Here is a 25254-nt window from a genome sequence, read left to right on the forward strand (position 1 = left end):
TTGAAAGCTTCCCCGTGACCTGAAATACCAAGCCGGACTCAAGTTTTGAATGACATGAAGATCGGCTCCCTTTCCCCCTCGCCCCCTTGGGGGAGAGGGCTGGGGTGAGGGGGGGAATCCCACTGACACCCCACAACCTGCGAATCACACCCGAAACTGATCCATCAAACTCTGCTGCTGATTCGCCAGACTATTGAGCGACTGGCTCACCCGCGCCGACTCATTCGCCTGACCGGACAACGACTCCGTGACATCACGGATCGTCGCCACGTTGTTGTTGATCTCCTCGGCCACCGCACTCTGCTCTTCCGCGGCGCTGGCAATCTGCAGGTTCATGTCACTGATCACCGTCACCGCATCGCCAATCTGGCGCAGTGCAGTCACCGCTTGGCCAACCTGTTCGACACTGCCCTGAGCCTGACGATGGCTGTTGCCCATCGACCCGACCACATCCTGCGTACCGCTCTGCAACTGCTCGATGACCTGACGGGTTTCTTCCACCGACTCTTGCGTGCGGCGGGCGAGGTTGCGGACTTCATCAGCGACCACGGCAAAACCACGGCCGGCCTCACCGGCACGCGCCGCTTCGATCGCGGCGTTGAGTGCCAGCAGGTTGGTCTGCTCGGCGATGGCGCGGATGGTTTCCAGCACCGCGCCGATTTTCTCGCTGTTGGCGGCGAGGCCTTCGACCTGCACCATTGCTGCGCTCATATCGGCGGCGAGGGTGTCGATGCTCGCAGTGGTGCGGTCGATCACGGTCAGGCCCTGACGGGTAGCGCGATCGGCATCCTTGGCAGCCTCGGCAGCTTGTGCGGCGCTGCGGGCGACGTCTTGTGCGGTGGCGCTCATTTCGTGGGAGGCAGTGGCGACCTGATCGACCTGTCGGTATTGCTGTTCCATACCGGCGCTGGTCTGGGTCGCAATCGCTGAGGACTGATCGGCGGTGTTGCGCGCGTCCTGCACCGAGCGTTTCACTTCGGCGATGATCGGCTGCAACTTGTCGAGGAACTTGTTGAACCAACCGGCCAACTGACCGAGTTCGTCCTTTTTGTCGTAGGCCAGACGGCGGGTCAGGTCGCCTTCGCCGCTGGCGATGTCTTCGAGCATGTGTGCCACGCCGAGGATCGGTTTGGTCACGCTGCGCGCCATCAGCCACACCAGCAGCAAGCCGATCAATGCGGCTAGCACGCCGAGGCTCAATTCGATCAGCGTGCCGGAGTTGTTGCTCGCGTCCAGTTGTTGCTTGAGCGCTTCGGCACGGCTGACCAGCACTTTCTCCGGTACATCGAGCAAAACGCCCCACGACGGGCCGCCGGGAATCGGCGGGAACGGCGACAGCACTTTCAACTGACCGTTGCTGTGCAGGCTGCTGACGCTGCTGGTGGAAGCGAGTTTGCTCAGCAGTTCGGCACCGCTGACCTTGTCGACGGTATCCAGACGCTGGCTGAGTTTGCCGGCATCCGGGCTGTAACCAGCGAGCAGGCCGGCGGGGCTGATGATGCTCACGGCGGTCTGGCCGTCATAGAGCTTCTTGCTCGCGCCTTGACTGATGGCTTGCAGACTGTTGAGGTTGATGTCGACCGACAGCGAAGCGATGACTTTGCCGTTGACCATCAGCGGGAAGACGATGCTGGTCATCAGCACCTTCTGGCCGTCGATCACATAGAAGTACGGTTCGATTACACACGGCTTGAGCGTGGCGCGTGGGCAGGTGAACCAGGCGTTGGCCGCTTGACCGCTGGGGCCGGTGCTGGTGTCGGCCATGTCGCTTTCCGGCAGGGCCATCGAGGTGACTTTGCCCGGGGTCGGTTGCGACCAGTACAGGGCGAAACGACCTTTGTCGTTGCTGCCCAGTTCAGCCTGACCGGCGAACAGTTCGTCTTTGCCATCCAGCGCGTTGGCTTCGAACACCAGCGACAGGCCGAGCAGGTCCGGATTGGCCTGCAGCGCCGATTTGACTTGGCGAGTCATGTCCTCACGCAGGTCGAAGGCATCGAGGAAACGCTTCTCGGCTTGTTCGCGCAGAAACAGCACCTGCCGCGAGAAGCCGTGGCCATATTGATAGGCGTCCATGAACTGCTGGCGAATGCCGGCGGCCTGCACTTCACCTTGCGACTCGATGCGCGCTTGCGCCGACTCGGTGAGCATTTCCATGCTCGAAGCTTTCACCAGTGCAGAACTGTGCTCCATGCGATACAGCGAAAGACCGACCAACAGGGTCACGATACCGGCCAGGCAGAGGCCGGCGAGCAGGGTGATTTTCCATTGGATGGAAAGTTGTCTGAGCGACATGGAGACGTCCTTATTCGATAAATATCTGAGACTTTGCACTGTAACGGCCTCAAATCGGCTTTCTTTATCCTTGAAACACAATATGACCAATTGTCGCATCCGGTGATCTACACCTTTCAACGTGGTTGATCGTTCCCACGCGCAGCAAAGGAATGCAGCCCGGGACGCTCTGCGTCCCAAAGCGGACGCAGAGCGTCCATTGAGGCGTTACCACGCAGAGCGTGGGAACGATCACTGGAGGCGGTGTCGGCTTTGACAAGGGAAGTTCGCTGCGGCACAGTGCGCGCCCTTCTAATAAGACCCTCTTTGCAAATCCGCCAATCAAACGCTGGCGGACTCATTCTGTCTGGCGGTCGGTTTTCCACCGCAGTGTTTTTCGAGGAAGTGAAATGAATGCAGTCATAGCGGCAGTCGGCGTCATGCTGATTCTCAGCCTGTCCCGCGTGCACGTGGTGATCGCCCTGATCGTCGGTGCACTGGTCGGCGGCCTGACCGGTGGTCTGGGCATCGACGCCACGCTCAAGGCGTTCAACAGCGGCCTGGGCGGCGGCGCGACGGTGGCGTTGTCCTACGCGTTGCTTGGCGCTTTCGCCGTGGCGATTGCCAAGTCCGGCCTGGCCCATGCGCTGGCCGACAAGGCGTTGGCGATGGTCGATCGTCAGCACGCAACCGGCGGTGGCAGCGTCAAATGGCTGTTGATCGGCCTGTTGTGGGTGGTGGCGATCGCTTCGCAGAACATCCTGCCGATCCACATCGCATTCATTCCGCTGCTGGTGCCGCCGCTTCTCTATGTACTGACCAAGCTGCAACTCGACCGCCGCTTGATCGCCTGTGTCATGACATTCGGTCTGATCACGCCGTACATGTTCCTCCCGGTAGGCTTCGGTAACATTTTCCTCAATGAGATTTTGTTGGCGAATGTTGCGCGCAGTGGCGTCGACATCAGTGGCATCAACGTCACCCACGCCATGGGCATTCCGGCGCTGGGCATGTTGGTTGGGCTGGGCATTGCCTTTATCAGCTACCGCAAGAAACGCGTTTATGACCTGGCGAAGATCGAGCAGGTTGAACAGGTGGCGGTGCAGTACAACCCACTGAGCCTGATGATTGCCGGGGTGGCGATTGCCGCCGCGTTCATTATTCAGTTGTTGCTGGACTCGATGATTATCGGCGCGCTGGCCGGCTTCCTGATCTTCTCCGCGTCCGGCATCGTCAAGTGGCGTGAGACCGATGATCTGTTCACCGAAGGCATGAAGATGATGGCGATGATCGGCTTCATCATGATCGCGTCTTCCGGTTTCGGCGAAGTGATCAAGGCTACCGGCGAAGTGCAGACACTGGTGCAAACGTCGGCGGCGTGGATCGATCACAGCAAGGGCATCGGCGCCTTGATGATGTTGCTGGTGGGGTTGCTGGTGACCATGGGCATTGGCTCGTCCTTCTCGACCGTACCGATTCTGGCGGTGATTTTCGTGCCGCTGTGCGTGCAACTGGGCTTCAGCCCGATCGCGATCGTGTGCATCGTCGGTACCGCTGGTGCGCTGGGCGACGCCGGTTCGCCTGCTTCGGATTCGACGCTGGGCCCGACCTCCGGGCTGAACATTGACGGTCAGCATCACCACATCTGGGACACCGTGGTGCCGACGTTCCTGCACTATAACTTGCCGTTGCTGGCGTTCGGCTGGGTGGCCGCGATGGTCCTCTGAACCCCGCGGGTGATCGTTCCCACGCTCTGCGTGGGAATGCCTCTTGTGACGCTCTGCGTCACGTTGTTGGACGCAGAGCGTCCGGGGCTGCATTCCCACGCAGAGCGTGGGAACGATCCTCATACCGAAGCTCAACTTTTGATCTGGCGTGCCGTTAAAGCCTTTAACCACGCCAATAAAACCAAAAGAGTGAGCTCCCACAATGCGCCTGAGCCTCAAGGCTAAAGTCCTGTCCCTCGCCGTTCTCCCGGTGTTGCTCTTTGCGCTGGTCATCAGCCTGACCACGCTGTTCATCCTCCAGGAACAGGCGCACAAAGAGGTCGAACAGACCCGCGAACGCCTGCTCGGCGATGCCAAAGCCACTCTGCAAAGTTACGTCGCCGTGGCCATGACCACGATCAAACCGCTTTACGACGCCGCCGCGCCGGGTGACAACGAGGCGCGAGCGCAGGCGATCAAACTGCTGTCGGGCATTCGCTACGGCAAGGACGGCTACTTCTTCGGCTACGACTCCGAAACCGTGCGCCTGTTCAAGGCCAACGACCCCGAAGGCGTGGGTAAAAGCTTCAAGGACAACCGCGATCCGAACGGCGTCTACGTCAATCTCGGGCTGGTGAAAGTGGCGAAGGACGGCACGCACTATCTACAATACAGCTCGCCGCTGCCGGGTAATGCCAAGGTGCTGGTGCCGAAACTCGGCTACACCGAATATCTGGCCAAGTGGGACATGGCCGTCGGTACCTCGGTCAACCTCGACGGCATCGAGGCACAAGTGGCGTTGGTCGAAGCGCAGGTGCAGGAACGTGTGCAAGGCGTGGTACTGAGCATCGTCGGCGTGGCGGTGGTGGTGTTGTTGGTGATTGCGGCAGCGGGGATGCTGCTGGCCAATACCATTTTGCGTCCGTTGACCCTGATGAAAGCCAACCTTGATGACATCGCGGCGGGTGAGGGCGATCTGACCCGCCGACTGAACATCACCAGTCAGGACGAACTCGGCGAACTGGCTGGCTCGTTCAACCGCTTCGTCGACAAGATCCATGGCCTGGTGCGGCAGATCACCGAGATGACCACGCAACTGACCGGGCTGGTGACGCAAGTGTCCGATCAGGCCCAGCGCTCCGATCAGGCGATGGAGCGGCAGCGTCACGAGACCGATCAGGTCGCCACCGCCATCAATGAGATGTCCGCCGCCGCGCAGGAAGTGGCCAAGAGCGCGCAGAACGCCGCCGTCGCCGCCCAGCAGACCGACGAAGAAGGCCAGAGCGCCAAGCGTGTGGTGGCCGGCAGCATCAAACAGATCCATGCGCTGGTCGATGACATCCGTAGCAGCGGCGTGTCGCTCGACAGCCTGCAGCAGGACGTGACGTCGATTGTTGGCGTGCTCGGGGTGATTCGTTCGATTGCCGAGCAGACCAACCTGTTGGCCCTGAACGCCGCGATTGAAGCAGCGCGCGCCGGTGAGGCCGGGCGCGGGTTTGCCGTGGTGGCGGACGAGGTGCGGGCATTGGCCAGTCGCACGCAGATCAGCACTCAGGAAATTCAGGGGATGATCGATCGTTTGCAGGCGGGTACGCAGCAGGCCGTGGAAGCGATGCGCCGCTCCAGCGAGGCGGGTGACGGCACTTCACAGCAAGCCAATCAGGCCGGCGCTTCGCTCGACGCGATGGCATCGTTGATTGCGACGATCAACTCGATGAACGCGCAGATTGCCAGTGCGGCGGAAGAGCAGACGGCGGTGGCCGAAGAGATCAACCGCAGCGTGCATCAGATTGCGGTGGCGGTGGATAACGTGGCTGATGAAACGCAGTTGGGTGCGCAGACTTCGCGAAGTCTGGCGGAGCTGGGGCAGCGCCTTGGCAAACTCGTCGGTCAGTTCCGGATCTGACAGCCTGAAAAGCCCCTCACCCTAGCCCTCTCCCTGAGGGAGAGGGAACTGACCGAGGTGTCTTGCGTCATACATCGACCTGAAAGATTCAGTCGATTATGGATTCGGTAAAGCTGTTTCAGGTCGGCGTAGTTCCACAGCATCCCCCAATCAGTCCCCTCTCCCTCCGGGAGAGGGCTAGGGTGAGGGGCTCTTGATCTTCATCCCCTCAAGGCCTGTCCCAGTAGGGCACTTCGCCAAAGCATTCGATAAAGAAATCAATCACCGTCCGCACCTTCACCGACAACCGCCGGCTCCCCGGCCACAACACCGCAATCTGCTGCGGCTCCAGGCTGTTCGACACCTGATACTCCCTAAGCACCGGCACCAGCGTGCCATCGCGCACCGCTTCACCAATCAACCACGACGGAAACATCACCAGCCCCAGGCCTTGCTCGGCGGCTTGGGTGAGGGTGTCGGCGTGGTTGCCGGTGATCGGGCCCTTCACCGAATACGGCGTCCAGTCCTCGCCATCGCGGCGGAAAAACCAGCGCTGCTGGCCGGTCGCGCCTTTGTAGGCGAGGCATTGGTGTTGCGCCAGATCTTCGGGTTTCTGCGGCGTACCGTGGCGCTTGAGATACGCCGGGCTGGCCGCGACCTGAAAACGGTGCGGCGCCAGAATCCGCGCCTGCATGCTTGAGTCGTGCAGCGGGCCGATGCGGAACAGTAAATCCGCGCCTTCCTGCAACGGGTCGACGTAATGGTCAGTCTGCTGGATATCCAGTTGCAGCTTCGGATAGCGCGCGCACAACTGGCCCAGCCATGGCGTCAGATGCCGCTGGCCGAACACCACCGGGGCATTGATGCGCACCAGACCGGTGGGTTCGCTTTGCTGCTCCTGCAACGCCTGTTCGGCCTCTTCCAGTTGCACCAGTACCAGCCGCGCATGATGACCGAGCATGCGCCCGGCTTCGGTCGGCGTCACCGCGCGGGTATGGCGGTAGAGCAATTGCTGGTTCAGCGCCTGCTCCATCAACTGGATCTGCCGGGAAATCGACGAGGGCGCCACGCCTTCACGGCGGGCCACTTCGGAGAAACTGCCGTGGTCGAGTACCGCGACAAACAGCCTTAGCGCCTTGAATCCGAGTTCGTTGAGCCCGTGCATTGTTTTGTCCTGCTGTGCGAGTTGCGCAAAAGTGTTGTCCGGATGCTCCCATTTATCGCACAGCTTGGCCAGCCGATAATCCGCGCCATCGTTTACTTGAGTGGAAGGTTGTTTATGCAGACGTTGGATGAGGTGAGTGTCAGCGCACCGGCGACGAAATCCGGATTGCGCTTGTTGTTGCTGCCGCTGGTGATTCTCGCGGGTATGGGCTTGTCGGTGGAGGCTGGATTGCTCGGGCCGTTGGGGGTTCAGGTCGGGCATCTGTGGGCGACCTTGAGCATCTTCGGGGTCGGCTCGGCGATTCTGTTTTTGCTGTTGTTGTTTGCGGGGCCGCAGAAGGGGCCGGCACTGACTGATCTGCCGCGTTGGCAGTTGATCGGTGGGTTTCTTGGGCCGATGTATGTGGTGGTGTTGACCCTGGCAACGCCGCATATCGGTATTGCCATGACCATGATTGCGATTTTATCCGGGCAGGTCGGCAAGAGTGTGTTGATTGACCATTTCGGCTGGTTCGGGGCGACGCGCAAGAAGGTCAATGCCGAGCGGTGGCTGGCGTTGGGGTTGATTGTGGTGGCTTTGGTTTTGATTGCGCGGGGGTGAGTGATGAGTCTGGTTATTTTGTTGGCGGTGGTGGTGTTGGCGGGTGCGGTGTTGAGTGTGCAGGCGGCGATCAATGGGCGTCTGGGTGAGAGCGTCGGGGTGTTGCGCAGTAGTTTGCTGACGTTTGTTGTGGGCGCGGTTTCGACCGGTTTGTTGATTTTGTTTTTTGAGCCGGCGCATGCGGTGAGTTTGTTGGATGTGCCGAAGTGGCAGTTGACCGGGGCGTTGTTTGGCGTGGTCTACATGATGGTGATGGTGGGGGCGGTACCGGTGGTGGGGACGGCTGTGGCGACGGTGGCGGTGATTGTCGGGCAGTTGGGGATGGGGATGTTGATTGATAATTTTGGCTGGTTGGGGAATCCGGCGATTGAGCTGTCTGGTTCGCGGATTTTGGCGATGGGGTGTTTGGGGGTGGCTTTGGTGTTTATGTATCGCAGTTCGCGTGCTGCTGAGTGATTTGGATTGGGGGCATATCCGTTGCTTCGGGTGTTGCTGATTAGGGTTCCGCCCTTACGGCGGGTCACTTTTTCCAGACGCCGAAAAAGTAACCAAAAAGGCTTGCTCCTACGTGCGGCCCGCTCGCTGGGGCTCGGGGTTCCTTCGCTACGGGATCGATCCGGGCGCAGCGTCTACGGTTTGCTTCGCTGCACCTCCTCTCGCTGTGTTTGGCTGCGCCAAACGGTCGCTGCGCTCCCACGCCCGGATCAATCCCTCCACTCAGCCTTCCGACGTCGCCTTACAGATCAAAAGCCGCAGCCGAGCTAACGCTCATCCTGTTAAGTGGTGAGAGCACAGCGTGCTCGGCTTTGGTTTTGTGGTGGGGCTACCCCTCACCCCAGCCCTCTCCCGAGGGAGAGGGGGCCGGTTTGTGTGCTTTTCAAAGCCTGAGTTCAACGCGGTATCGCACGTCGGCGTACCTCTCCCAAGCACCACCGTCAGTCCCCTCTCCCTCCGGGAGAGGGCTAGGGTGAGGGGCTCTTGATCTGGCTTTTGATCTTGCTTTGGCTTTTGATTTTTTGCCCCTTCGGCAGGCCGAGCGTAGGTGTTCATCCGGGGGTGGGCGCGCAGCGCCGTGCGGCGCAGCCGCATTCATCGAGAGGAGGTGCAGCGAAGCAAACCGTAGGCGATGCCCCCGGATGGACACCGTAGCGAGGGAACACTGAGCCTAAGCGAAGTGCCGTACGCCAGGGGCAAAGCCTTTTGCTTACTTTTTGGCGTTTGAAAAAGTGAGTCGCTGTAAGAGCGAAACCGCCAGCGGCAACACCCGCCGCAACGGATATGCCCCCAATCCCAATCCCAAACAAAATCAAAAGATCGCAGCCTGCGGCAGCTTCTACACTGGTTATCACGGCTTGCCCATCAAGCCCCAGACAACCACCACCCAAGGAATCTGCCCCATGCCCGATAGAAAATGCGATTGTCCCAACTGCAAATGCACCATCAAGGAAGGCGAGCATGCCTACGCCGTCCACGGCAAACACTATTGCTGCGAGGCCTGCGCCCACCACCACAAGAGTGGCGAAGAGTGTTCAACCAAAGGCTGTAAATGCGCCCACGGATGACGAACGACGCAGAAAAAAGTGGAGCCTAATCAGGCTCCACTTCCAGTTTCAGGCTCTCATCATCCAGCCGCTCTGCATGCCTTACCGTACCTTGCAGCCTTCGCCCTTCAACCCTGACCACCACGGTTTTCGCCTGGTCGAGGTCTTCCGGCAGCGGTGCCGGCACACGCAGCGCAAAGCGAAACGGATCATCCTCGACCGCCTCCAGCCCAACGCGGCAATCCACGCTTTTGGTGATACGCCCGAACAACGTATCAAGGCCGTAGTCCAGATGCGCCGGGCTGCTGATATTGGTCATTGTGCATTCCCCCGAATGATGCCGATCGCCAGGCTGAGCTTAGCTGGTCGGTCGCCAGACGACGTTTTCCACGCCGAATTTTTCCGCCATCGGTTTGCTGGTCTTCTGCACCTTCTCACGGCCAAAGCGCGGGATGCGACCGACTCCGGCGTCGCAACTCGCCCAATGCCACGCCTCGGTGTTGTCCATTTTGTCCGAGCGGATAATGAACGACTTGGGCGTGCCGTGAAGGGTGTATTCGATGACATACAGTTTTGCGTTGTTCATAAAGCCCGTATTCCTCCCTGTGGTAATAGAGGGATCGCGGCGCATCGGGAAAATTCACTCGGATTGTCCGACGGTATCTATCGTTGGCGACGCTGTGGCGCACTGGTTACCATGGCGCTCTCGCCAAGCCCAATGAATGCTCGCCATGGCCCTCGCCACGCCCCCCGATCTCAGTGATACCGATGTGCCCGTGCAGCCGCTGGCGCGTACCTATCCGCGCGGCTTGTTTATCGAGCCGCACGAGCATGTCTGGGGGCAGTTGTTGTATGCGATGAGCGGGGTGATGTGGGTCGAGACGCCGCACGAAGCGCTGGTGGTACCGCCGCAGCGCGCAGTGTGGTTGCCGCCGGGTGTGCCGCACGGGATTCGGGTGGTGTCGGATCTGCAGATGCGCAATATCTACTTGCGCCCGGCGCTGGCGGCGACGCTGGATCAGAAGGTGCAGGTGATCGAGGTCGGTGGGTTGCTGCGCGAGTTGATTGTCGGGCTGGTGGAGCAGGGTGATAGCGGGGATCCGGCGTATTACGAGGCACTGGTCGGGTTGGCCTTGCTGGAGCTGAAACGCGCAAGGCGTTCGCAGTTGAAAATCCCGCTGCCGGACGACTCCGACCGGCGCTTGATGAATCTGTGTCAGGCAGTGATGGCGGCGCCGTCGCTGGAGATTCCCTTCGAACAGCATGCGGAAAATGCCGGAGCCAGCGTGCGCACGCTGGCGCGGTTGTTCAAGGACAGCCTCGGCATGGGCTTCGCCGAGTGGCGGCGGCAGGTACAACTGGCGACGGCGGTGGCGGAGTTGATTCAGGGCGTGGCGGTGAGTGTGATTGCTCGGGAGCTCGGCTATTCACCCAGTAGTTTCAGCGACATGTTCCGCCGCGAATTGGGCGTCGCCCCCTCGCAATTCATGACTCACAGCGGATGATCAGACTGGCCTAAGACCTGTAGGAGTGAGCCTGCTCGCGATAGCGGTGTGTCTGTTGATACATCGGTGACTGACAGACTGCTATCGCGAGCAGGCTCACTCCTACAAGGGTTTGTGTTGGCTCCAAAGGTTTGTCCGAAATTCAGAAGTCCTTGGCCGATGCCATCCCGGCCAGTTCCCTAAACTCTGCCCATTCCTTTCCACGGGCGGAGTTGCTCCCCATGAACTACCTGATTTCGCTGGCCATCGGTCTGGGCGTCGGCCTGTTGTACGGCGCGCTGGATTTCCGTTCTCCCGCGCCACCGGCCATCGCGTTGGTGGGTTTGCTCGGCATGCTCGCCGGTGAGCAGCTGTGGCCGATGGGCCGACAGCTGGTCGCGGGTTGGTTGTCCTGAATTTCCTCTTTTCCTTTGGTGGATGTCCCCATGAAAGCACTGCAATTCGATAAAACCGGCGACCTGTCTTCCCTGCGCTATGTCGAGGTGCCGACCCCGGTCCCCGGCGCTGACGAAGTGCTGGTGCAGATCAAGGCTGCCGGGCTGAATCCCAGCGATGTGAAAAACGTCCTCGGCCGTTTTCCCTACACCACGCTGCCACGAATTCCCGGTCGCGATTTCGCCGGTGTCGTCGTCGAAGGCCCGCAAGCGTTGATCGGTCAGGCAGTCTGGGGCACTGGCCGAGAGCTGGGCTTTTTTGCCGATGGCACTCACGCGCAATTCGTCAAACTGCCGGCCAATGGTGTGGCGCACAAACCCTCGCACCTGAGTTTCACCCAGGCCGCCAGCCTCGGCGTGCCTTACACCACAGCGTGGGATGCGCTGGAACGCAGTCTGGTAACGGCTGAAACACGTTTGCTGGTGATCGGTGGCGGTGCGGTGGCCACGGCGGCATTGGCTCTGGCAAAAGTGCGTGGCGCGCAGTTGCTGGCGGCGGCGCGGCGCCCGGAGCAGGTGGCGGAGTTGCATGCGCAGGGTTATCAGACAATTCAGCTGGATAAGCCGGAAGACCTCGGCGCGCAGGTCAATGCGGTGTATCGCGGCGGCGCCGATGTGATCTTCGACACCACCGGTTTCTGGTTGCCAGCGTCGGTGGCAGCATTGGCCACCTTCGGACGGATCGCGATCATCGCCGCGCCGGTGGATGGGCATGTGCAATTGCCGGCGCTGGCCTTGTATCGCAAGGGCGGGTCGGTGGTCGGGATCAATTCGCTGCTGTATGGCGTTGAAGCCTGTGCGGCGATGCTCGAGCAGTTCGGGCGGTTCTTTGATGAAGGCTTGCTGCCGTTGCCGCAAGGGCTGGTCGAAGCGCCGCTGGCCGAGGGCCTACAGCGTTATGGCGATGTGAATCTGGGCAGCGGCGACAAAGTCGTCCTCATTCCCTGACCCACCGCAAAACCCCGTGTAGGAGTGAGCCTGCTCGCGATAGCGGTGTATCAGTCACTCATGATTAAACTGACACACCGCTATCGCGAGCAGGCTCACTCCTACATTAGATGGGTGTTGGGCTCAGGATTGCGGTACGCCGTTTTCCCACGCCGACCAGTTTTTCAGGATGTCCTGCACCAGCGGATTACCCGCGCGATAGAGGTTCTCCAGCGCCGGCACAAAACCGCCCTGATCGGCGTACTTGAGCAGATTGTCCACTTCACTGCCACCCGGTTCCGGGCGGTCAAAGTCGGAGCCGGCACGCACCACGGCCAGACGTTGCACATCGACCAGACCTTCACGACCGGCACGCAGCAACGCCTCATAGGTCGAGTTGTCTTCCTGCTGCGTCGTGCAGTATTCGCCCTTGTTGTCGGTCAGCAGTTTGGTCCAGATCTCGGCCCGTTCGCTCAGGCGCGTGCCGGAAAACCAGGTGTTGCCGGCCAGTGTGTCGCAACGGGTCACCACCGGTGGTTGATTGGCCGGGGCCGACGGGTATTTCAGGCGCCACGTGGCGGACTCCTTGCTTTCGCTCAGCTCAACCTTGTGGCTGAGGGCGAAGGCCTTGGCCTGCAGTTTCGGGTTGAGTTCAAAGACTTCGGTCTTGTAGTCCAACGGTGGTTTTTCGTTCGGGCCTTTGGTGTTGATGCCCAGGTAGCCGGTCGGCCAACTCGACGGCGCATCGCGCGAATCGATCTCCCATTGCGTGCCGAACTCCACCAGATAATGCGCCCACGCAGCCGTGCCGATCGTCCCGTGCTTCGGGCTGATCCCGGCAATGCCAGCGATCAGGAAGTAACTTTTGCGCAGGTCGAATTTCGGCGACAGCGCCAACGCCAATGTCGAAGCGGCCGCATTGGTCTGACCCATGCCAGTGGTCAACAGGCACACTTGCTGCGTGTTGCAGCGGATGCTCGGGTACTCGGCGGACAGGCCCGGCACGCGGATTTCCTGCTTCAACTCCAGGCGATCAATCCAGTTTTGTGCCTCGGGGGCGAACATGGTGATCAGCATGACTTTCGGTTGGATCGGTGCCTCGGCCGCCCACGCGGTGGAGGAGAGCAGGGCTGCACCGGCCAGGGTCAAACGCATCATTGTTTGCATGGAAAACTCCTTGATTCAGAACTGATAACCGACGCCGGCGTAGTAACCCCAGCCGTTGGAACGTGCGCGGAAATTGCCGTCGCCAAAATTCGGCTCGCTGCCGTCTTCCCAGTTGCCGCCGTTGTGGAAATAACGGCCGACCAGGGTGAAGCGCAAGTGGGTGAACGAGTAGAGCAGGACGTTGGTCGCCACCGTCGCGTTGGCCGTACGCGCGGGGTTGTCCTTATGGATGTCCGAACCGAAATCGAAGTTGGTGAAACCGATGTAGGTCAGCGACGCGCCGTTGCTGAATTTGTCGATCGGCACGATGTACTTCAGTTGCGCGCGATAGCCGTCCCACGAATATTCGTTGCTGGCGCCGTAGTTTTCCCACTGATAGCGACCGTACAGGTTGGCCGACAGATTGACTCGCGAATGGGTGTCGATGTCGGTGCCGAAACCGCTGTAGAGGGTGTTGGCGCGGTTCTCTTTGCGGCTGCCATGGTCGTAGATCCAGTCGAACGCTACATACCATTCCTTGAACGGGCCGATGGCCAGGCTGCGGCCGGCAAGGTAGTCGATGGAGATGCGCGGTTCGTGTTCCATAAACACCGGCGAGCCGTGATCCCACACGCCTTTGTCGTGGCTGTTGCCGATGTTGAAGATCTTTGGAATGTCGATGTAGCCGTACAACTCGAACGGACCTTTGCGGCCGAAGTACTCGTATTCCAGATAGATGTCGTCGGCCGGTTGCGGGCCGAAGCTGATGTCTTTGCTGCCGATCAGCATCAGGTCCTGGTTGTACCAGTCCGACAGATAGGCACCTTTTTTCGGCGGACTGGCTTCGGGGCTGAGGGCTTCGCCTTGGGCGGATTCTTCGGCTGGCGCCGGTTGCGCCAGAACGCTGTGGCTGAGAACTCCGGTAACGCCGGTCAGTAGCAGGGAAACAGCGAGCGTGCGCGCAAACGGTGCGCGAAAAGGGCATGCGATGGGCATTCAAAGTCCTTTTTTTGCGGATCGAGGCCCGTGTTCCGTGGGCTTGTACGGTTTTGTTACGAAAACGTTGGGATTGACGTTACGCAAACGTTTGCACAAGGCGTACCAGTTTTCTCAATGTCCTGAAATTTCGAAGGTTTCAGCTTATTTTTTGATGGGGCAGTCAGGTACGGTTTGTACACCCCTAGTCCCCTGTGGGAGCGAGCCTGCTCGCGAAGGCTGAGTATCAGAAAAGTAGTTCTCAGCTGACCCACCGCTTTCGCGAGCAGGCTCGCTCCCACAGGTTTTGTATCGCCCTCAGACCAGTGTTTGCGGGCTGAAACGCCGATTCCAGACCCCTCTAGTATTAAAGTATTAACACCATTTAATCCGTGCCCCATTGCCGGGCGTCTACTAGCTTTGTCCCCAGTTAAACGGTTTTGTGATGACCGTCGCAGTCTTGATTCGCGTGTGGAATAAGCACGGCTCTTCGCGCGCTCAAGGAAGAAATTGGCCACGAAAAGGAGTAGCCCGTGGAAGCAAGGTTTAGTGTCGCCCTCGTTTCGCGCTTTTCCCCTCTTTCCCTTGCTGTGCACTTGAGCGTTGCCGGGCTGTTGTTCGGCGGCGTCAGCGCACCTGCGTTGGCCACGTGCTCCACGGCGGGTTCAACGGTGACCTGTACCGGCGTGCCCAGCCTGCCGCTGTTTCTCAATAATTTTTCCAGCGCCACCAGTGGCTTGACGGTTAACGTCAACAGCGGCGCGCAGATGAACGCGACCCTCGGCGGCCATGTGATGGACTTGACCGGGGTGAATATCTCCCTGAACAACTCCGGCACTATCGACCCGGCGCTGCTCGGCCTGGTCTCGGTGTTGAGCGGCGGCGCGTTCATCGGCACTGGCGCAACAAGCACGGTCAGTGTGCTCAACAACGCCAGCGGGATCATCCGTGGTACGGGCATGCTGCTCGGGCTCAACCTGACCAGCATCGACGGTCTGGCCCTTTCGGTTAACAACGCGGCAACCGGCACCACCAGCATCACCAACAACGGCACCATCACCTCGACCGGACTCTCGATCGGCGGAATCACGTTGGCGGATACCCCGGTGATCGGCGTCTACGGTGGTTCGCAGGTCAACATGACCAACAGCAGCACCGGTGTGATCAACGGCCGGATCGCGTTCGAGACCTCGGCGGCGGGCAACACCTTTACTAACGCCGGTGCGATTACCGGCGGTGTGTCGATGGGCGCGGCGAGCACCAACACCTTCACTGCGCTGACCGGCTCCAGCGTCAACGTCGGTGACGGTGTACAGATCAGCGTCGGCCTCGGCGGTTTGATCGGCATCAACCTGACCTTCGCCCCTACCGGTACGGTGGATGGCGGTGCGGGCGGCACCAACAGCCTGATCCTGCAAAACCCGGCTGGCGTCGGCGGCGGTATCACCGGGACTGGCACGGCATCGAGCGCCACCTACATCAACTTCAACAACCTGACCCTCAACAGCGGCACCTGGACCTTGCAGGGGCCATTGGTCAGCGGCGCGACCACGCTCAACGGCGGTATCGCGAATTTCAACAACAACGCCACCTTTGGCAGCGGCGTAATCACCTCCAACGGCGGGACTCTGCAGGCCAGCAATGCCGGGTTGAACATCAGCAATCTGATTTCCCTCGGCGCTGGTGGCGTGACGGTGCAAGGCACCAACGCGACCACCCTGAGCGGGGTGATTTCCGGCAGCGGCGGTTTCACCAAGGCCGGTACCGGCCAGCTAAACCTCAGTGCCGCCAACACCTATCTGGGTAACACCACGCTCAATGGCGGCACGGTGCAGTTGGGCAACAATCAGGCGTTCAGTACTGGCACCCTCAACGTCACCGGCGCGACGACGTTGAGCGCACCGGGCACCATCAGCCTGGCCAACGCCATCAGCCTCGGCGGCACCTTGACCGCCGGTGGCACCGGCGCACTGACCCTCGGCGGTTTGATCAGCGGCAGCAGCGGCCTGACCAAAACCGGCAGCGGCAGCCTGACCGTCAGTGGTGCCAACAGCGGTTTCACCGGCACCACCACCCTGAGCGCCGGTAGTCTGCTGGTGACCAATAACAACTCGCTCGGCAGCGGTGCGCTGAATACGGCCGCCGGTACCAGTCTCGACAGCACCGCCAACGTCACTCTGGCCAACAACATCGCGATGACCGGCGCGCTCAACGTGCTCGGCAGCAATGCGCTGAGCCTCGGCGGCGTGTTGTCCGGAACTGGCGGGATTACCAAATCCGGCAGCGCCAGCCTGACCTTGAGCGGCAATAACACTAACAGCGGCAACACGTTGCTCAATGCCGGCAGCCTGTTCGTTGGCAGCAACACCGCGCTGGGGACCGGCGCGCTGAATGCGGCGGCTGGCACCACACTGGATGCGACCACGGCGGTGACCCTGGCCAACGCCGTCGCGCTGGCAGGCGATCTGACCCTTGGCGGCACGCAGGCATTGGGCCTGAGCGGCGTCGTCAGCGGCGCCGGCAATCTGATCAAGAACGGCACCGCCAACCTGAGTCTCAGTGGCAACAACACCTTCTCTGGCGTTACTGCGCTGAATGCCGGCACGCTGATTGTCGGTTCCAACACCGCGCTGGGCACTGGCGCCTTGACCACGGCAGCCGGCACTACGCTCGATGCCAGCACCGCAGTTGCGTTGACTAACGCCGTCTCACTCGGCGGCAACCTCAACGTCGGCGGCAGCGCCAACCTGACCTTGGGCGGGATTGTCAGCGGCAGCGGCGGGCTGACCAAAAACGGTGCGGCCAACCTGATTCTCAACGGCACCAACACCTTCCTCGGTGCCGTAGCGTTGAACGCGGGCACGATCACCGCGGGTGCCAACGCGGCGCTCGGCAGCGGCAATATCACCGTCGGTGGCGTGGCGACCCTAGACAGCAATGCGGCGGTGACCCTCAACAACGCGGTCATTCTCAACAACAGCCTGGGCATTGGCGGCAGCAACGCGCTGACCCTCGGCGGGGTGATCAGCGGCGCCAGCCAACTGGTGAAAAACGGCGCCGCCAATCTCACGCTCAACGGCACTAACACCTACAGCGGCGGCTCCACGCTGAATGCCGGCAGCCTGACGGTCGGCAACGGCGCAGCACTGGGCACCGGCGCCTTGTCGGTGGAAGGTGCGGGCACGCTCAACAGCAGTTCGGCCGTGACCCTGAACAACAACGTGATTCTCAACGCCAACCTCACCGCTGGCGGCGCCAACGCACTGACCCTTGGCGGCGTGATCAGTGGCAGCAACGGTTTGATCAAGACCGGCGCATCGAGCCTGACTCTCAACGGCAACAACACCTACACCGGCACCACGGCGCTGAATGCCGGTTCACTGATTGTCGGTTCCAGCACCGCCCTCGGCACCGGCACACTCAATGCCTCGAACGGCACTACCCTCGATGCCAGCACCGCCGCCACCCTGGCCAATAACGTCAACCTCGGCGGCACCCTGACCTTGGGTGGCAGCAATGCGCTGACCCTCGGCGGCGTAGTCGCCGGTATCGGTGGGCTGACCAAGAACGGCGCTGCCGACCTGACCCTCAATGGCGCCAACACTTATTTTGGCAACACCGCGTTGAACACCGGCAAACTGATTGTCGGCAGCAACACCGCGCTGGGTTCCGGTACGTTGAACGCGGCGGCCAACACCACGCTGGACGCCAACACCGCCGTCAGCCTGAACAATGCCGTGGCACTCGCCGGTGCCTTGAACATCGGCGGCACGGCGAATATCACCCTGACCGGTCTGGTCAGCGGCGCAGGCAGTCTGGTGAAAGACGGCGCGGCTAATCTGATTCTCAACGCCGCCAACAACTACCTCGGCGGCACCACGCTGAACGCCGGCACCCTGACCGTCGGCAACAGTTCGGCGCTGGGTTCCGGTGCATTGACCGTCGCTGGCGCCGCGACACTGGACAGCAACTCGCCGCTGGTCAGCCTCAACAACGCGGTCGCATTGAATGCCGCGCTGACCGTGGGCGGCACGCAGAACCTCACCCTCGGCGGCGTCACCAGTGGCACCGGCCAGTTGATCAAGGACGGCGCGGCCAACCTGACTCTCAACGGCAGCAACACGTTCAGCGGCGGCACCACGCTGAATGCCGGCACGCTGACTCTGGGCAATGCCAACGGTCTGGGCAGCGGCGCATTGGTCGTCGGTGGCGCGGCGACTCTGGATAACAGCGCCTCGTTCGGCATCGGTAATGCGATCACGCTCAACGCCGGGCTGACTGTTGCCGGCAACAATGATTTGAGCTTGAACGGCATCATCGACGGCGCTGGCAGCCTGACCAAAAATGGTTTGTCCGACCTGACCCTGGCCGGCAACAACACCTTCACCGGTGCGCTGAATATCGTGTCCGGCAGCGTCACCACGCTCAACACCAATGCACTGGGCAACACATCCGGGGTCAACATCAGCGCCGGCGCCGGGCTGAATCTGGGCAGCAACGCCAGCCTCGGTGCGCTGACCGGCAGCGGCAGTGTGCAACTGACCGGCAGCAACACCCTGACCGTCGGCAGCGGCAACGTCACCAGCACCTTCGACGGTGATCTCAGCGGCAGCGGCGGCCTGGTCAAAGTCGGCACCGGCACCTTGAACCTCACCGGGATCAACGGCATTACCGGCAACACCGCGATCGATGGCGGTATCGTCGATCTCAGCGGTTCGCTGGGCAGTGCACAGGTCAACGTCAACACCGGCGGTACCCTCACCGGCACCGGTTCGGCGCTTGGTAGCGTCAACGTTAACAGCGGCGGGCATCTGGCGTTGTCGTCGGGCAACCAACTGTCCGCCGGTGCGCTGACCCTCGCTGCCGGCAGCAATGTCGATGTGGCGTTGGGCACGCCGTCGACCGCGTCGCTGATGAACGTCGGCGGCAACCTCACCCTCGACGGCAATCTTAACGTCACTGATGCCGGCGGTTTTGGCGTTGGTGTGTATCGCCTGTTCAACTACACCGGCGCCCTGACAAACCTCGGTCTGGATGTCGCCAGCGTGCCGGTCGGCTACGGCCTCGGCGATCTGCTGGTGCAAACCGGCGTGGCCAATCAGATCAACATTCAAGTCTCTGCGCCGAACAGCAACATCCGTTACTGGGACGGCAGCCAGACCATCGCCAACGGCGTGGTCGATGGCGGCAGCGGCACGTGGAATGCGGTCGGCACCAACTGGACCGACGCCAATGGCTTGGTCAACCAGCCGTGGGCGGGTGATTTCGCGGTGTTCCAGGGCACCGCCGGCACGGTGACGGTGAACGGCACGCAAGCGTTCACCGGCATGCAATTCCTCACCGACGGTTACAACCTGGTCAACGGTGCAGCGGGGCAACTCACAGCGGTCAACGGCACCGGCGGCACCACTTCGTTGCGCGTCGATCCGGGCGTGACGGCGACCATCAATGCCAATATCGATGGCAGCGGCATCCTCAATAAACTCGACGCCGGCACCCTGGTGCTCGGTGGTGCCAACACCTATACCGGCGGCACGCAACTGGACGGCGGCAAGATCATTGTCGGCAGCAACACCGCGCTCGGCACCGGAACGTTGACGGCGAATGCCGGTACGCAACTGGACAGCAACGCGGCGGTGACACTGGCCAACGCCGCGACGCTGAACGGCAACCTCACCGTGGTCGGCAGCAATGCGCTGACCCTCAACGGCGTGCTTGGCGGCACTGGTGGCCTGATCAAAACCGGCACGGCCAACCTGACCCTCGGCGGCAACAACGCCTTCCTTGGCCCGGTGGCGCTGAACGCCGGCGGACTGATTCTGGCGTCGAACTCGGCGCTGGGTTCCGGCACGTTGAACGCGGCGGGCGGCACCACGCTGGATGCGAGCACTGCGGTTTCGGTAAACAACGCGGTCAACCTGGCCGGCAATCTCGGCATCAGCGGCACGGCAGATCTGACCCTGGCCGGTACGGTCAACGGCGCCGGCAGCCTGAGCAAAAACGGCGCCGCCAACCTGACCCTCAGCGGCAACAACAATTTCCTCGGCGGCACCACCCTCAACGCCGGCACCCTGACCGCCGGCAGCAACTCGGCGCTGGGCCTGGGCAACCTCACCGTAGCCGGCGCCTCGGCGCTGGACAGCAACAGCGCGCTGAGCCTGGGCAACAACGTCGTGCTCAACGCCAATCTGAGCAACACCGGCAGCAACAACCTGACCCTCGCTGGCGTCGTCAGCGGCGCGGGCGGGTTGATCAAGAACGGTGCGTCGAACCTGACGCTAAACGGCATCAATACTTACTCCGGTGGCACCACGCTGAATGCCGGTACGCTGACCCTTGGCACTGGCGGGTCGCTGGGCAGCGGCGCGCTGACCGTGGCCGGTGCTTCCACCCTCGACAACTCCGCGCCACTGGTGCTGGCCAACAACCTCAACGTCAATGCCAATCTGGCCCTGGCCGGTAACAACAACCTGACCCTCGGTGGCGTGATTGCCGGCGCCGGCACGTTGACCAAGAACGGTCTGTCCGACGTGACGTTGAGCGGCAGCAACACGTTCAGCGGCACCTTCGATGTGGCGTCCGGCAGCCTGACCACACTGAGTGGCGCGGCGCTGGGCAACAATGCCACGGTCAATCTCGCGGGCGGCGCGGCGTTGAATCTCGGTGCATCGGGCAGCCTCGCCAGCCTCACCGGCAGCGGCACGGCGCTGATTGGCACTGGCAATACGTTGAGCCTCGGCGGCAACAATGTCAGCAGCACCTTCGCCGGCATCCTCAGCGGTGACGGCAGCCTGAGCAAACTCGGCAGCGGCACCCTGACCCTCAGCGGCATCAGCGACCTGACCGGTGACACCAACGTCAACGCCGGCACCTTGCAGGTCAACGGTTCGCTGGCCAGCGGCAATGTGCTGGTCAACAGCGGCGGCACTCTCGGTGGCAGCGGCACCTTGAGCGGTGCCGTGACGGTGGCCGATGGCGGTCATCTGGCGGGCGTCACCGGCAGTACGCTGAGCGTCAGTTCGCTGCTGTTCAACGGCAATTCAAACTTCGACGTCGGCCTCGGCACACCGGTGTCCGGTGGCGGCAATGCGCTGGTCAGCGTTGGCGGCAACCTGACCCTCGACGGCACCCTCAATGTCAGCGACATCGGCGGTTTCGGCAGCGGTGTGTATCGCCTGATCGACTACACCGGCGGCCTGACCGACAACGGCATGCTCTTCGGCACACTGCCGGGCAGCGTCAGCCCGGGCGATCTGACCCTGCAAACCGCACTGGCCAATCAGATCAACCTGCTGGTCACCGCACCGGGCGTCACCGTGCAGTTCTGGGACGGCAATCAACTGGTGGCCAACGGTTCTGTGGAGGGCGGCAGCGGCACCTGGGGCACTGGCACCACCAACTGGACCGATGTCAACGGCACCACCAACCAGGCCTGGACCAACAGCTTCGCGGTGTTCCAGGGCGCGGCCGGCACGGTGACCGTCAACGGCGCGCAAACCATCACCGGCATGCAATTCGTCACCGACGGCTACAGCCTGGTGAATGGCACGGCGGGCTCGCTGAACCTGGTCAACGGTTCGCTGGGCAATGCCACGGTGCGGGTTGACCCGAACGCCACGGCAACCATTGGCGTCGCACTCAACGGCAGCGGCACACTGGGCAAATACGACAGCGGTACACTGGTGCTCAACGCGGCCAACGGCTACACCGGCGGCACCGCGCTCAACGGCGGCAAGATCGTCGTCGGCAACAACGCGGCGCTCGGCACTGGCGTGTTGACTGCTGCTGACGGCACAGCGCTGGACAGTAATGCAGCCGTGACCTTGGGTAACGACGTGGTCGCCAACGGTGGTTTGACCGTTGCCGGTTCCAACGCCCTGACCCTCGACGGCGTGGTCAGTGGCAGCGGCAGCATCATCAAGGCCGGCGCATCGAGCCTGACCCTCAACGGCAGCAACACATACACCGGTGGTACTCAACTCGCCGGCGGTACGCTGGTTCTTGGCAACAACAGTGCACTCAGCAGCGGTGCGCTTAACGTGACCGGTGACGGCACGCTCGACAGCACCTCGGCGCTGCAACTGGCCAACGCCGTCAACCTGGGCGCGCAACTGACCCTCGCCGGCAATCAGAACACCACGCTGATCGGTGCTGTGACCGGCACCGGAAGTCTGCTGAAAAACGGTAGCGGCGATCTCGTCCTCAGTGGTGCCAACACCTACAGCGGTGGCACCACGTTGAACAGCGGCACGACGCGCGGTGACACCAGCAGCCTGCAAGGTGCGATCGTCAACAACGCGACGCTGACCTTCGAGCAAAACGCCGATGGCAGTTACACCGGCAATCTCACCGGCGCCGGTACGCTGAACAAAACCGGTACGGGTGAGTTGCTGCTGACTGGCAACAACACCTTCACCGGCAACACCTCGGTGCAGGCCGGCAACCTGATCGTCAACGGTGTGCTCAACAGCGCCAACGTCAACGTTGCCAGCGGCGCGAGCATCGGCGGTGGCGGTCAGCTCGGTGGCGCTGTGCAACTGGCCGACGGTGCGACGCTGGCCGGTGGCGGCACCGCGACGCCGTTGTCGGTCGGTTCGCTGGCACTGTCCTCGGGGACCAATCTGGACTTCAGTCTCGGCTCGGCGGCCAGTTCGACCACGGTGGTCAATGTCGCCGGCAACCTGACCCTCGACGGTACGCTGAACATCAGCAACGCCGGCGGCTTCGGCACCGGGGTTTATCAACTGTTCAGCTACGGCGGCAGCCTGACCGACAACGGTCTGGTGTATGGCAGCCTGCCGGTGTCGGCGGCCAATTTGACCCTGCAAACCGCGATTGCCAATCAGATCAACCTGCTGGTGCAAGGCACCCCGGGTGAGGTGCAGTTCTGGAACGGTGGCACCACCAATCCGGACGGCAGCATCGGTGGTGGCAGCGGCGTGTGGGGGCCGGGCACCAACTGGACCGATCCGAGCGGTACTCAGGCCCTGGCATCAAATGGTCAGTTCGCGGTGTTCGGTGGTCAGGCGGGTACTGTGACCGTGCAGGGCAATCAGAACTTCACCGGTCTGCAGTTCCTCTCCGGCGGCTACAGCCTGGTTCCGGGGGCTGGCGGTACGCTGACGCCGGTCAATGGCGCCGACGGCAGCCTTGCACCGGTACGGGTGAATGCCGGCGCGAGTGCGGAAATTTCCACGCCACTGGTGGGCACGGGAGGGATCGAAAAGCTTGATTCCGGCACGCTGGTGCTCAGTGGCGCCAACACCTACAGTGGTGGCACCACCGTCAGCGGCGGTACGTTGATCGGTAATACCACCAGCCTGCAGGGCAACATTCTCAACAACGCTTCGCTGGTGTTCCAACAAAACGTCAATGGTCAGTTCAACGGGGTCCTCAGCGGTCTCGGGGCGATGGCCAAACGTGGCGCCGGTACCTTGCTGTTGACCGGTGATAATCCGTTCAGCGGTACCGTGTCGGTCGATCAAGGTGTGCTGCAAGTTGGCAGCCGCGCCGCGCGAGCTTCGCTGGGCGCGCAAGTCACCGTGGCCAACGGCGCGGGTCTGAGCGGCAACGGCAGCGTCGGCTCCGTGGTCAACCATGGGGTTGTGGCTTCGGGGTCCGAAGCCGGAACCCTGAGCGTCGCCGGTAACCTGACCAACGCCTCCGACGGTGTGCTGGCGCTGACGGTCAGCGCACCCACCGCAACGCCACTGGCGGTCGGCGGTACGGCAACGTTGGGCGGCGGCTTGCAAGTCAACTCGCTGGCACCGTTCACCGGCAACACCACGTATTCGCTGATCACGGCGGGCGGTGGCGTGAACGGCACCTTCAGCGCTGCGGACCTTCCGCAATACGCGTTCCTCAACAGCGCCCTGGTGTATGACGCCAACGCGGTGAACCTGGTGGTCAGCCGCAATGGCAATTCGTTCGCCGATGTCGCCGCCACCGACAACCAGTTCCGCACCGCCACCGCGCTGTCGAACAACGGCCCGGCGGGCGCGGCGTTGCAGAACGAGATCGTCAACCTCAGTGTCGCCGGCGCGCGTAATGCCTTCGACAGTCTGTCCGGTGAGATCCACGCCAGCACCGCCAGTGCCATCCTCGAGGATTCGCGCTACGTGCGTGACGCGGTCAACGACCGTATGCGCCAACCGTCATGCAGCGCGGCGGACGATCCACGCCGTGCCTTGGCGCCAAGTGGCAACCAACTGAGCAGTAATGGTTGCCACGGTGAAATGGTCGGCTGGGCCCGTGCACTCGGCGCGTGGGGCGAGTCTGATGGCGATAGCAACACGGCGAAACTCGACCGTAACCTCAGCGGCTTCATGCTCGGCACCGACAAGCAACTCGATGACCAGTGGCGCGTGGGTATGGCCGCCGGCTACACCCGCAGCGACCTCGATGCCCATGATCGTCGCTCGGATGCGACCGTCGAAAGCTACCATCTGGCGGCGTACCTCAACTCGCAGTTCGATGCCTTGGCGGTACGCCTCGGCGCGGCTTATAGCTGGCACGACATCGAGACCAAACGCAACGTCAGCGTCGGCAGCTACAACGACCGCTTGAAAGCCAACTACGACGCACGCAGCGCCCAGGTGTTCGGTGAAGTCGGTTACACGATTGAAGCCGGCGGCATTGCGCTTGAACCGTTCGCCGGTCTGGCCTACGTCAACTACGACACCGACAAAGCCAAGGAAAAAGGCGGAGTAGGGCGCCTGGAGGCCGATGCCGATCAAGACATCACCTTCTCGACCCTCGGCGTACGTGCCGGCAAAGTCATCACCCTGGCCAACGGCGGGCAATTCACTCCGCGCGCGGCCATCGGCTGGCGCCATGCCTTTGGTGATACCAAGCCTGATGCTGATCTGACCTTCATCGACGGCGGCGCCTCGTTCAGCACACAGGGCGTGCCGATCGCCAAGGACAGCGCGATTGTTGAAGCGGGTGTCGACTTCCAGATCAGTCCGACCGGCAAACTCGGCGTCGGCTACTCGGGGCAACTGTCGAACGACAGCAACGACCATGCGATGACCATCAGCTTCAGCCTTGGCTTCTGATTTAGGGTCGAAGCACTTTTAGCCGCCCGTAAGGGCGGTTTT

General features: G+C 61.9%; 14 protein-coding genes and 3 pseudogenes. 10 read left to right on the plus strand and 7 right to left on the minus strand.

Annotation, left to right across the window (positions count from 1 at the left end; translation table 11 throughout):
* Window positions 1-144: 144 nt before the first annotated feature.
* Window positions 145-900, minus strand: coding sequence for a methyl-accepting chemotaxis protein (locus CKW17_RS30810; RefSeq protein WP_371044236.1), 756 nt, complete (start codon window positions 898-900; stop codon window positions 145-147).
* 102 nt (window positions 901-1002) lie between these two features.
* A pseudogene (locus tag CKW17_RS30815) lies at window positions 1003-2391 on the minus strand (HAMP domain-containing protein); the annotation flags it as partial.
* A 290-nt stretch (window positions 2392-2681) separates the two neighbouring features.
* On the opposite strand from CKW17_RS30815, the gene CKW17_RS19735 reads away from it, so the two are divergent.
* The 3 genes and pseudogenes from CKW17_RS19735 to CKW17_RS30825 form a co-directional block, all read left to right on the plus strand.
* Window positions 2682-3998 carry a Na+/H+ antiporter family protein gene (locus tag CKW17_RS19735; protein ID WP_095121127.1) on the plus strand — a complete coding sequence of 439 codons (1317 nt, stop codon included), beginning with the start codon at window positions 2682-2684 and terminating at the stop codon, window positions 3996-3998.
* Between the two features lie 202 nt (window positions 3999-4200).
* Window positions 4201-4977, plus strand: a pseudogene (locus CKW17_RS30820) (cache domain-containing protein); the annotation flags it as partial.
* Between the two features lie 312 nt (window positions 4978-5289).
* A pseudogene (locus CKW17_RS30825) lies at window positions 5290-5883 on the plus strand (methyl-accepting chemotaxis protein); the annotation flags it as partial.
* Between the two features lie 208 nt (window positions 5884-6091).
* On the opposite strand, the gene CKW17_RS19750 reads toward CKW17_RS30825, so the two are convergent.
* The gene (locus CKW17_RS19750; RefSeq protein WP_095121130.1) at window positions 6092-7027 is read right to left on the minus strand and encodes a LysR family transcriptional regulator; all 936 of its coding nucleotides are present in this window, start codon (window positions 7025-7027) and stop codon (window positions 6092-6094) included.
* Between the two features lie 114 nt (window positions 7028-7141).
* Here CKW17_RS19750 and CKW17_RS19755 point away from each other — a divergent pair, with 114 nt between their 5' ends.
* The 3 genes from CKW17_RS19755 to CKW17_RS19765 all read left to right on the plus strand — a co-directional run bounded on the left by CKW17_RS19755 (window position 7142) and on the right by CKW17_RS19765 (window position 9189).
* A complete protein-coding gene (locus tag CKW17_RS19755) occupies window positions 7142-7627 on the plus strand; it encodes a DMT family transporter (protein WP_016987941.1) in 486 nt (161 codons plus the stop codon).
* Window positions 7628-7630: 3 nt separating this feature from the next.
* Window positions 7631-8083: a DMT family transporter gene (locus tag CKW17_RS19760; RefSeq protein ID WP_095121131.1), complete on the plus strand. Its 453-nt coding sequence runs from the start codon at window positions 7631-7633 to the stop codon at window positions 8081-8083.
* A 941-nt stretch (window positions 8084-9024) separates the two neighbouring features.
* On the plus strand, window positions 9025-9189 hold the full coding sequence (locus CKW17_RS19765) for a metallothionein (protein ID WP_007919030.1): 165 nt from the start codon (window positions 9025-9027) through the stop codon (window positions 9187-9189).
* 25 nt (window positions 9190-9214) lie between these two features.
* On the opposite strand, the gene CKW17_RS19770 is transcribed toward CKW17_RS19765, so the two are convergent.
* Together CKW17_RS19770 and CKW17_RS19775 are read right to left on the minus strand one after the other, a co-directional pair.
* On the minus strand, window positions 9215-9487 hold the full coding sequence (locus tag CKW17_RS19770) for a hypothetical protein (protein WP_095121132.1): 273 nt from the start codon (window positions 9485-9487) through the stop codon (window positions 9215-9217).
* A 39-nt stretch (window positions 9488-9526) separates the two neighbouring features.
* Window positions 9527-9754, minus strand: a complete 228-nt coding sequence (locus CKW17_RS19775) for a DUF6555 family protein (RefSeq protein ID WP_007919026.1) — start codon at window positions 9752-9754, stop codon at window positions 9527-9529.
* Window positions 9755-9890: 136 nt separating this feature from the next.
* Between CKW17_RS19775 and CKW17_RS19780 the strand changes: the two genes are divergently transcribed.
* The 3 genes from CKW17_RS19780 (at window position 9891) to CKW17_RS19790 (ending at window position 12055) form a co-directional block, all read left to right on the plus strand.
* Complete coding sequence (locus tag CKW17_RS19780) at window positions 9891-10673, plus strand: helix-turn-helix domain-containing protein (protein ID WP_095121133.1); 783 nt, start codon at window positions 9891-9893, stop codon at window positions 10671-10673.
* A gap of 221 nt (window positions 10674-10894) precedes the next feature.
* Window positions 10895-11068 carry a DUF1427 family protein gene (locus CKW17_RS19785; protein ID WP_007969534.1) on the plus strand — a complete coding sequence of 58 codons (174 nt, stop codon included), beginning with the start codon at window positions 10895-10897 and terminating at the stop codon, window positions 11066-11068.
* Between the two features lie 30 nt (window positions 11069-11098).
* Window positions 11099-12055, plus strand: a complete 957-nt coding sequence (locus CKW17_RS19790) for a zinc-binding alcohol dehydrogenase family protein (protein ID WP_095121134.1) — start codon at window positions 11099-11101, stop codon at window positions 12053-12055.
* Between the two features lie 123 nt (window positions 12056-12178).
* On the opposite strand, the gene CKW17_RS19795 is transcribed toward CKW17_RS19790, so the two are convergent.
* Both CKW17_RS19795 and CKW17_RS19800 read right to left on the minus strand, forming a co-directional pair.
* Window positions 12179-13201, minus strand: coding sequence for a purine nucleoside permease (locus tag CKW17_RS19795; RefSeq protein WP_095121135.1), 1023 nt, complete (start codon window positions 13199-13201; stop codon window positions 12179-12181).
* A gap of 15 nt (window positions 13202-13216) precedes the next feature.
* Window positions 13217-14176, minus strand: coding sequence for a nucleoside-specific channel-forming protein Tsx (locus tag CKW17_RS19800; RefSeq protein WP_095121136.1), 960 nt, complete (start codon window positions 14174-14176; stop codon window positions 13217-13219).
* Between the two features lie 512 nt (window positions 14177-14688).
* Here CKW17_RS19800 and CKW17_RS19805 point away from each other — a divergent pair.
* On the plus strand, window positions 14689-25212 hold the full coding sequence (locus tag CKW17_RS19805; protein WP_095121137.1) for an autotransporter-associated beta strand repeat-containing protein: 10524 nt from the start codon (window positions 14689-14691) through the stop codon (window positions 25210-25212).
* The last annotated feature ends 42 nt before the right edge of the window (window positions 25213-25254 follow it).

It is taken from the genome of Pseudomonas sp. Irchel s3f10, from assembly GCF_900187515.1.
GTDB classification, from domain to species: domain Bacteria; phylum Pseudomonadota; class Gammaproteobacteria; order Pseudomonadales; family Pseudomonadaceae; genus Aquipseudomonas; species Aquipseudomonas tensinigenes.

What these genes read in the sequence shown, in the direction of transcription:
- CKW17_RS19795 (WP_095121135.1), bottom strand. Translation starts at nt 13,201, where the DNA reads ATGCAAACAATGATGCGTTTGACCCTGGCCGGTGCAGCCCTGCTCTCC.
- CKW17_RS19760 (WP_095121131.1), top strand. Translation starts at nt 7,631, where the DNA reads ATGAGTCTGGTTATTTTGTTGGCGGTGGTGGTGTTGGCGGGTGCGGTG.
- CKW17_RS19775 (WP_007919026.1), bottom strand. Translation starts at nt 9,754, where the DNA reads ATGAACAACGCAAAACTGTATGTCATCGAATACACCCTTCACGGCACG.
- CKW17_RS19735 (WP_095121127.1), top strand. Translation starts at nt 2,682, where the DNA reads ATGAATGCAGTCATAGCGGCAGTCGGCGTCATGCTGATTCTCAGCCTG.
- CKW17_RS19755 (WP_016987941.1), top strand. Translation starts at nt 7,142, where the DNA reads ATGCAGACGTTGGATGAGGTGAGTGTCAGCGCACCGGCGACGAAATCC.
- CKW17_RS19800 (WP_095121136.1), bottom strand. Translation starts at nt 14,176, where the DNA reads ATGCCCATCGCATGCCCTTTTCGCGCACCGTTTGCGCGCACGCTCGCT.
- CKW17_RS30810 (WP_371044236.1), bottom strand. Translation starts at nt 900, where the DNA reads ATGGAACAGCAATACCGACAGGTCGATCAGGTCGCCACTGCCTCCCAC.
- CKW17_RS19785 (WP_007969534.1), top strand. Translation starts at nt 10,895, where the DNA reads ATGAACTACCTGATTTCGCTGGCCATCGGTCTGGGCGTCGGCCTGTTG.
- CKW17_RS19750 (WP_095121130.1), bottom strand. Translation starts at nt 7,027, where the DNA reads ATGCACGGGCTCAACGAACTCGGATTCAAGGCGCTAAGGCTGTTTGTC.
- CKW17_RS19780 (WP_095121133.1), top strand. Translation starts at nt 9,891, where the DNA reads ATGCTCGCCATGGCCCTCGCCACGCCCCCCGATCTCAGTGATACCGAT.
- CKW17_RS19770 (WP_095121132.1), bottom strand. Translation starts at nt 9,487, where the DNA reads ATGACCAATATCAGCAGCCCGGCGCATCTGGACTACGGCCTTGATACG.
- CKW17_RS19765 (WP_007919030.1), top strand. Translation starts at nt 9,025, where the DNA reads ATGCCCGATAGAAAATGCGATTGTCCCAACTGCAAATGCACCATCAAG.
- CKW17_RS19790 (WP_095121134.1), top strand. Translation starts at nt 11,099, where the DNA reads ATGAAAGCACTGCAATTCGATAAAACCGGCGACCTGTCTTCCCTGCGC.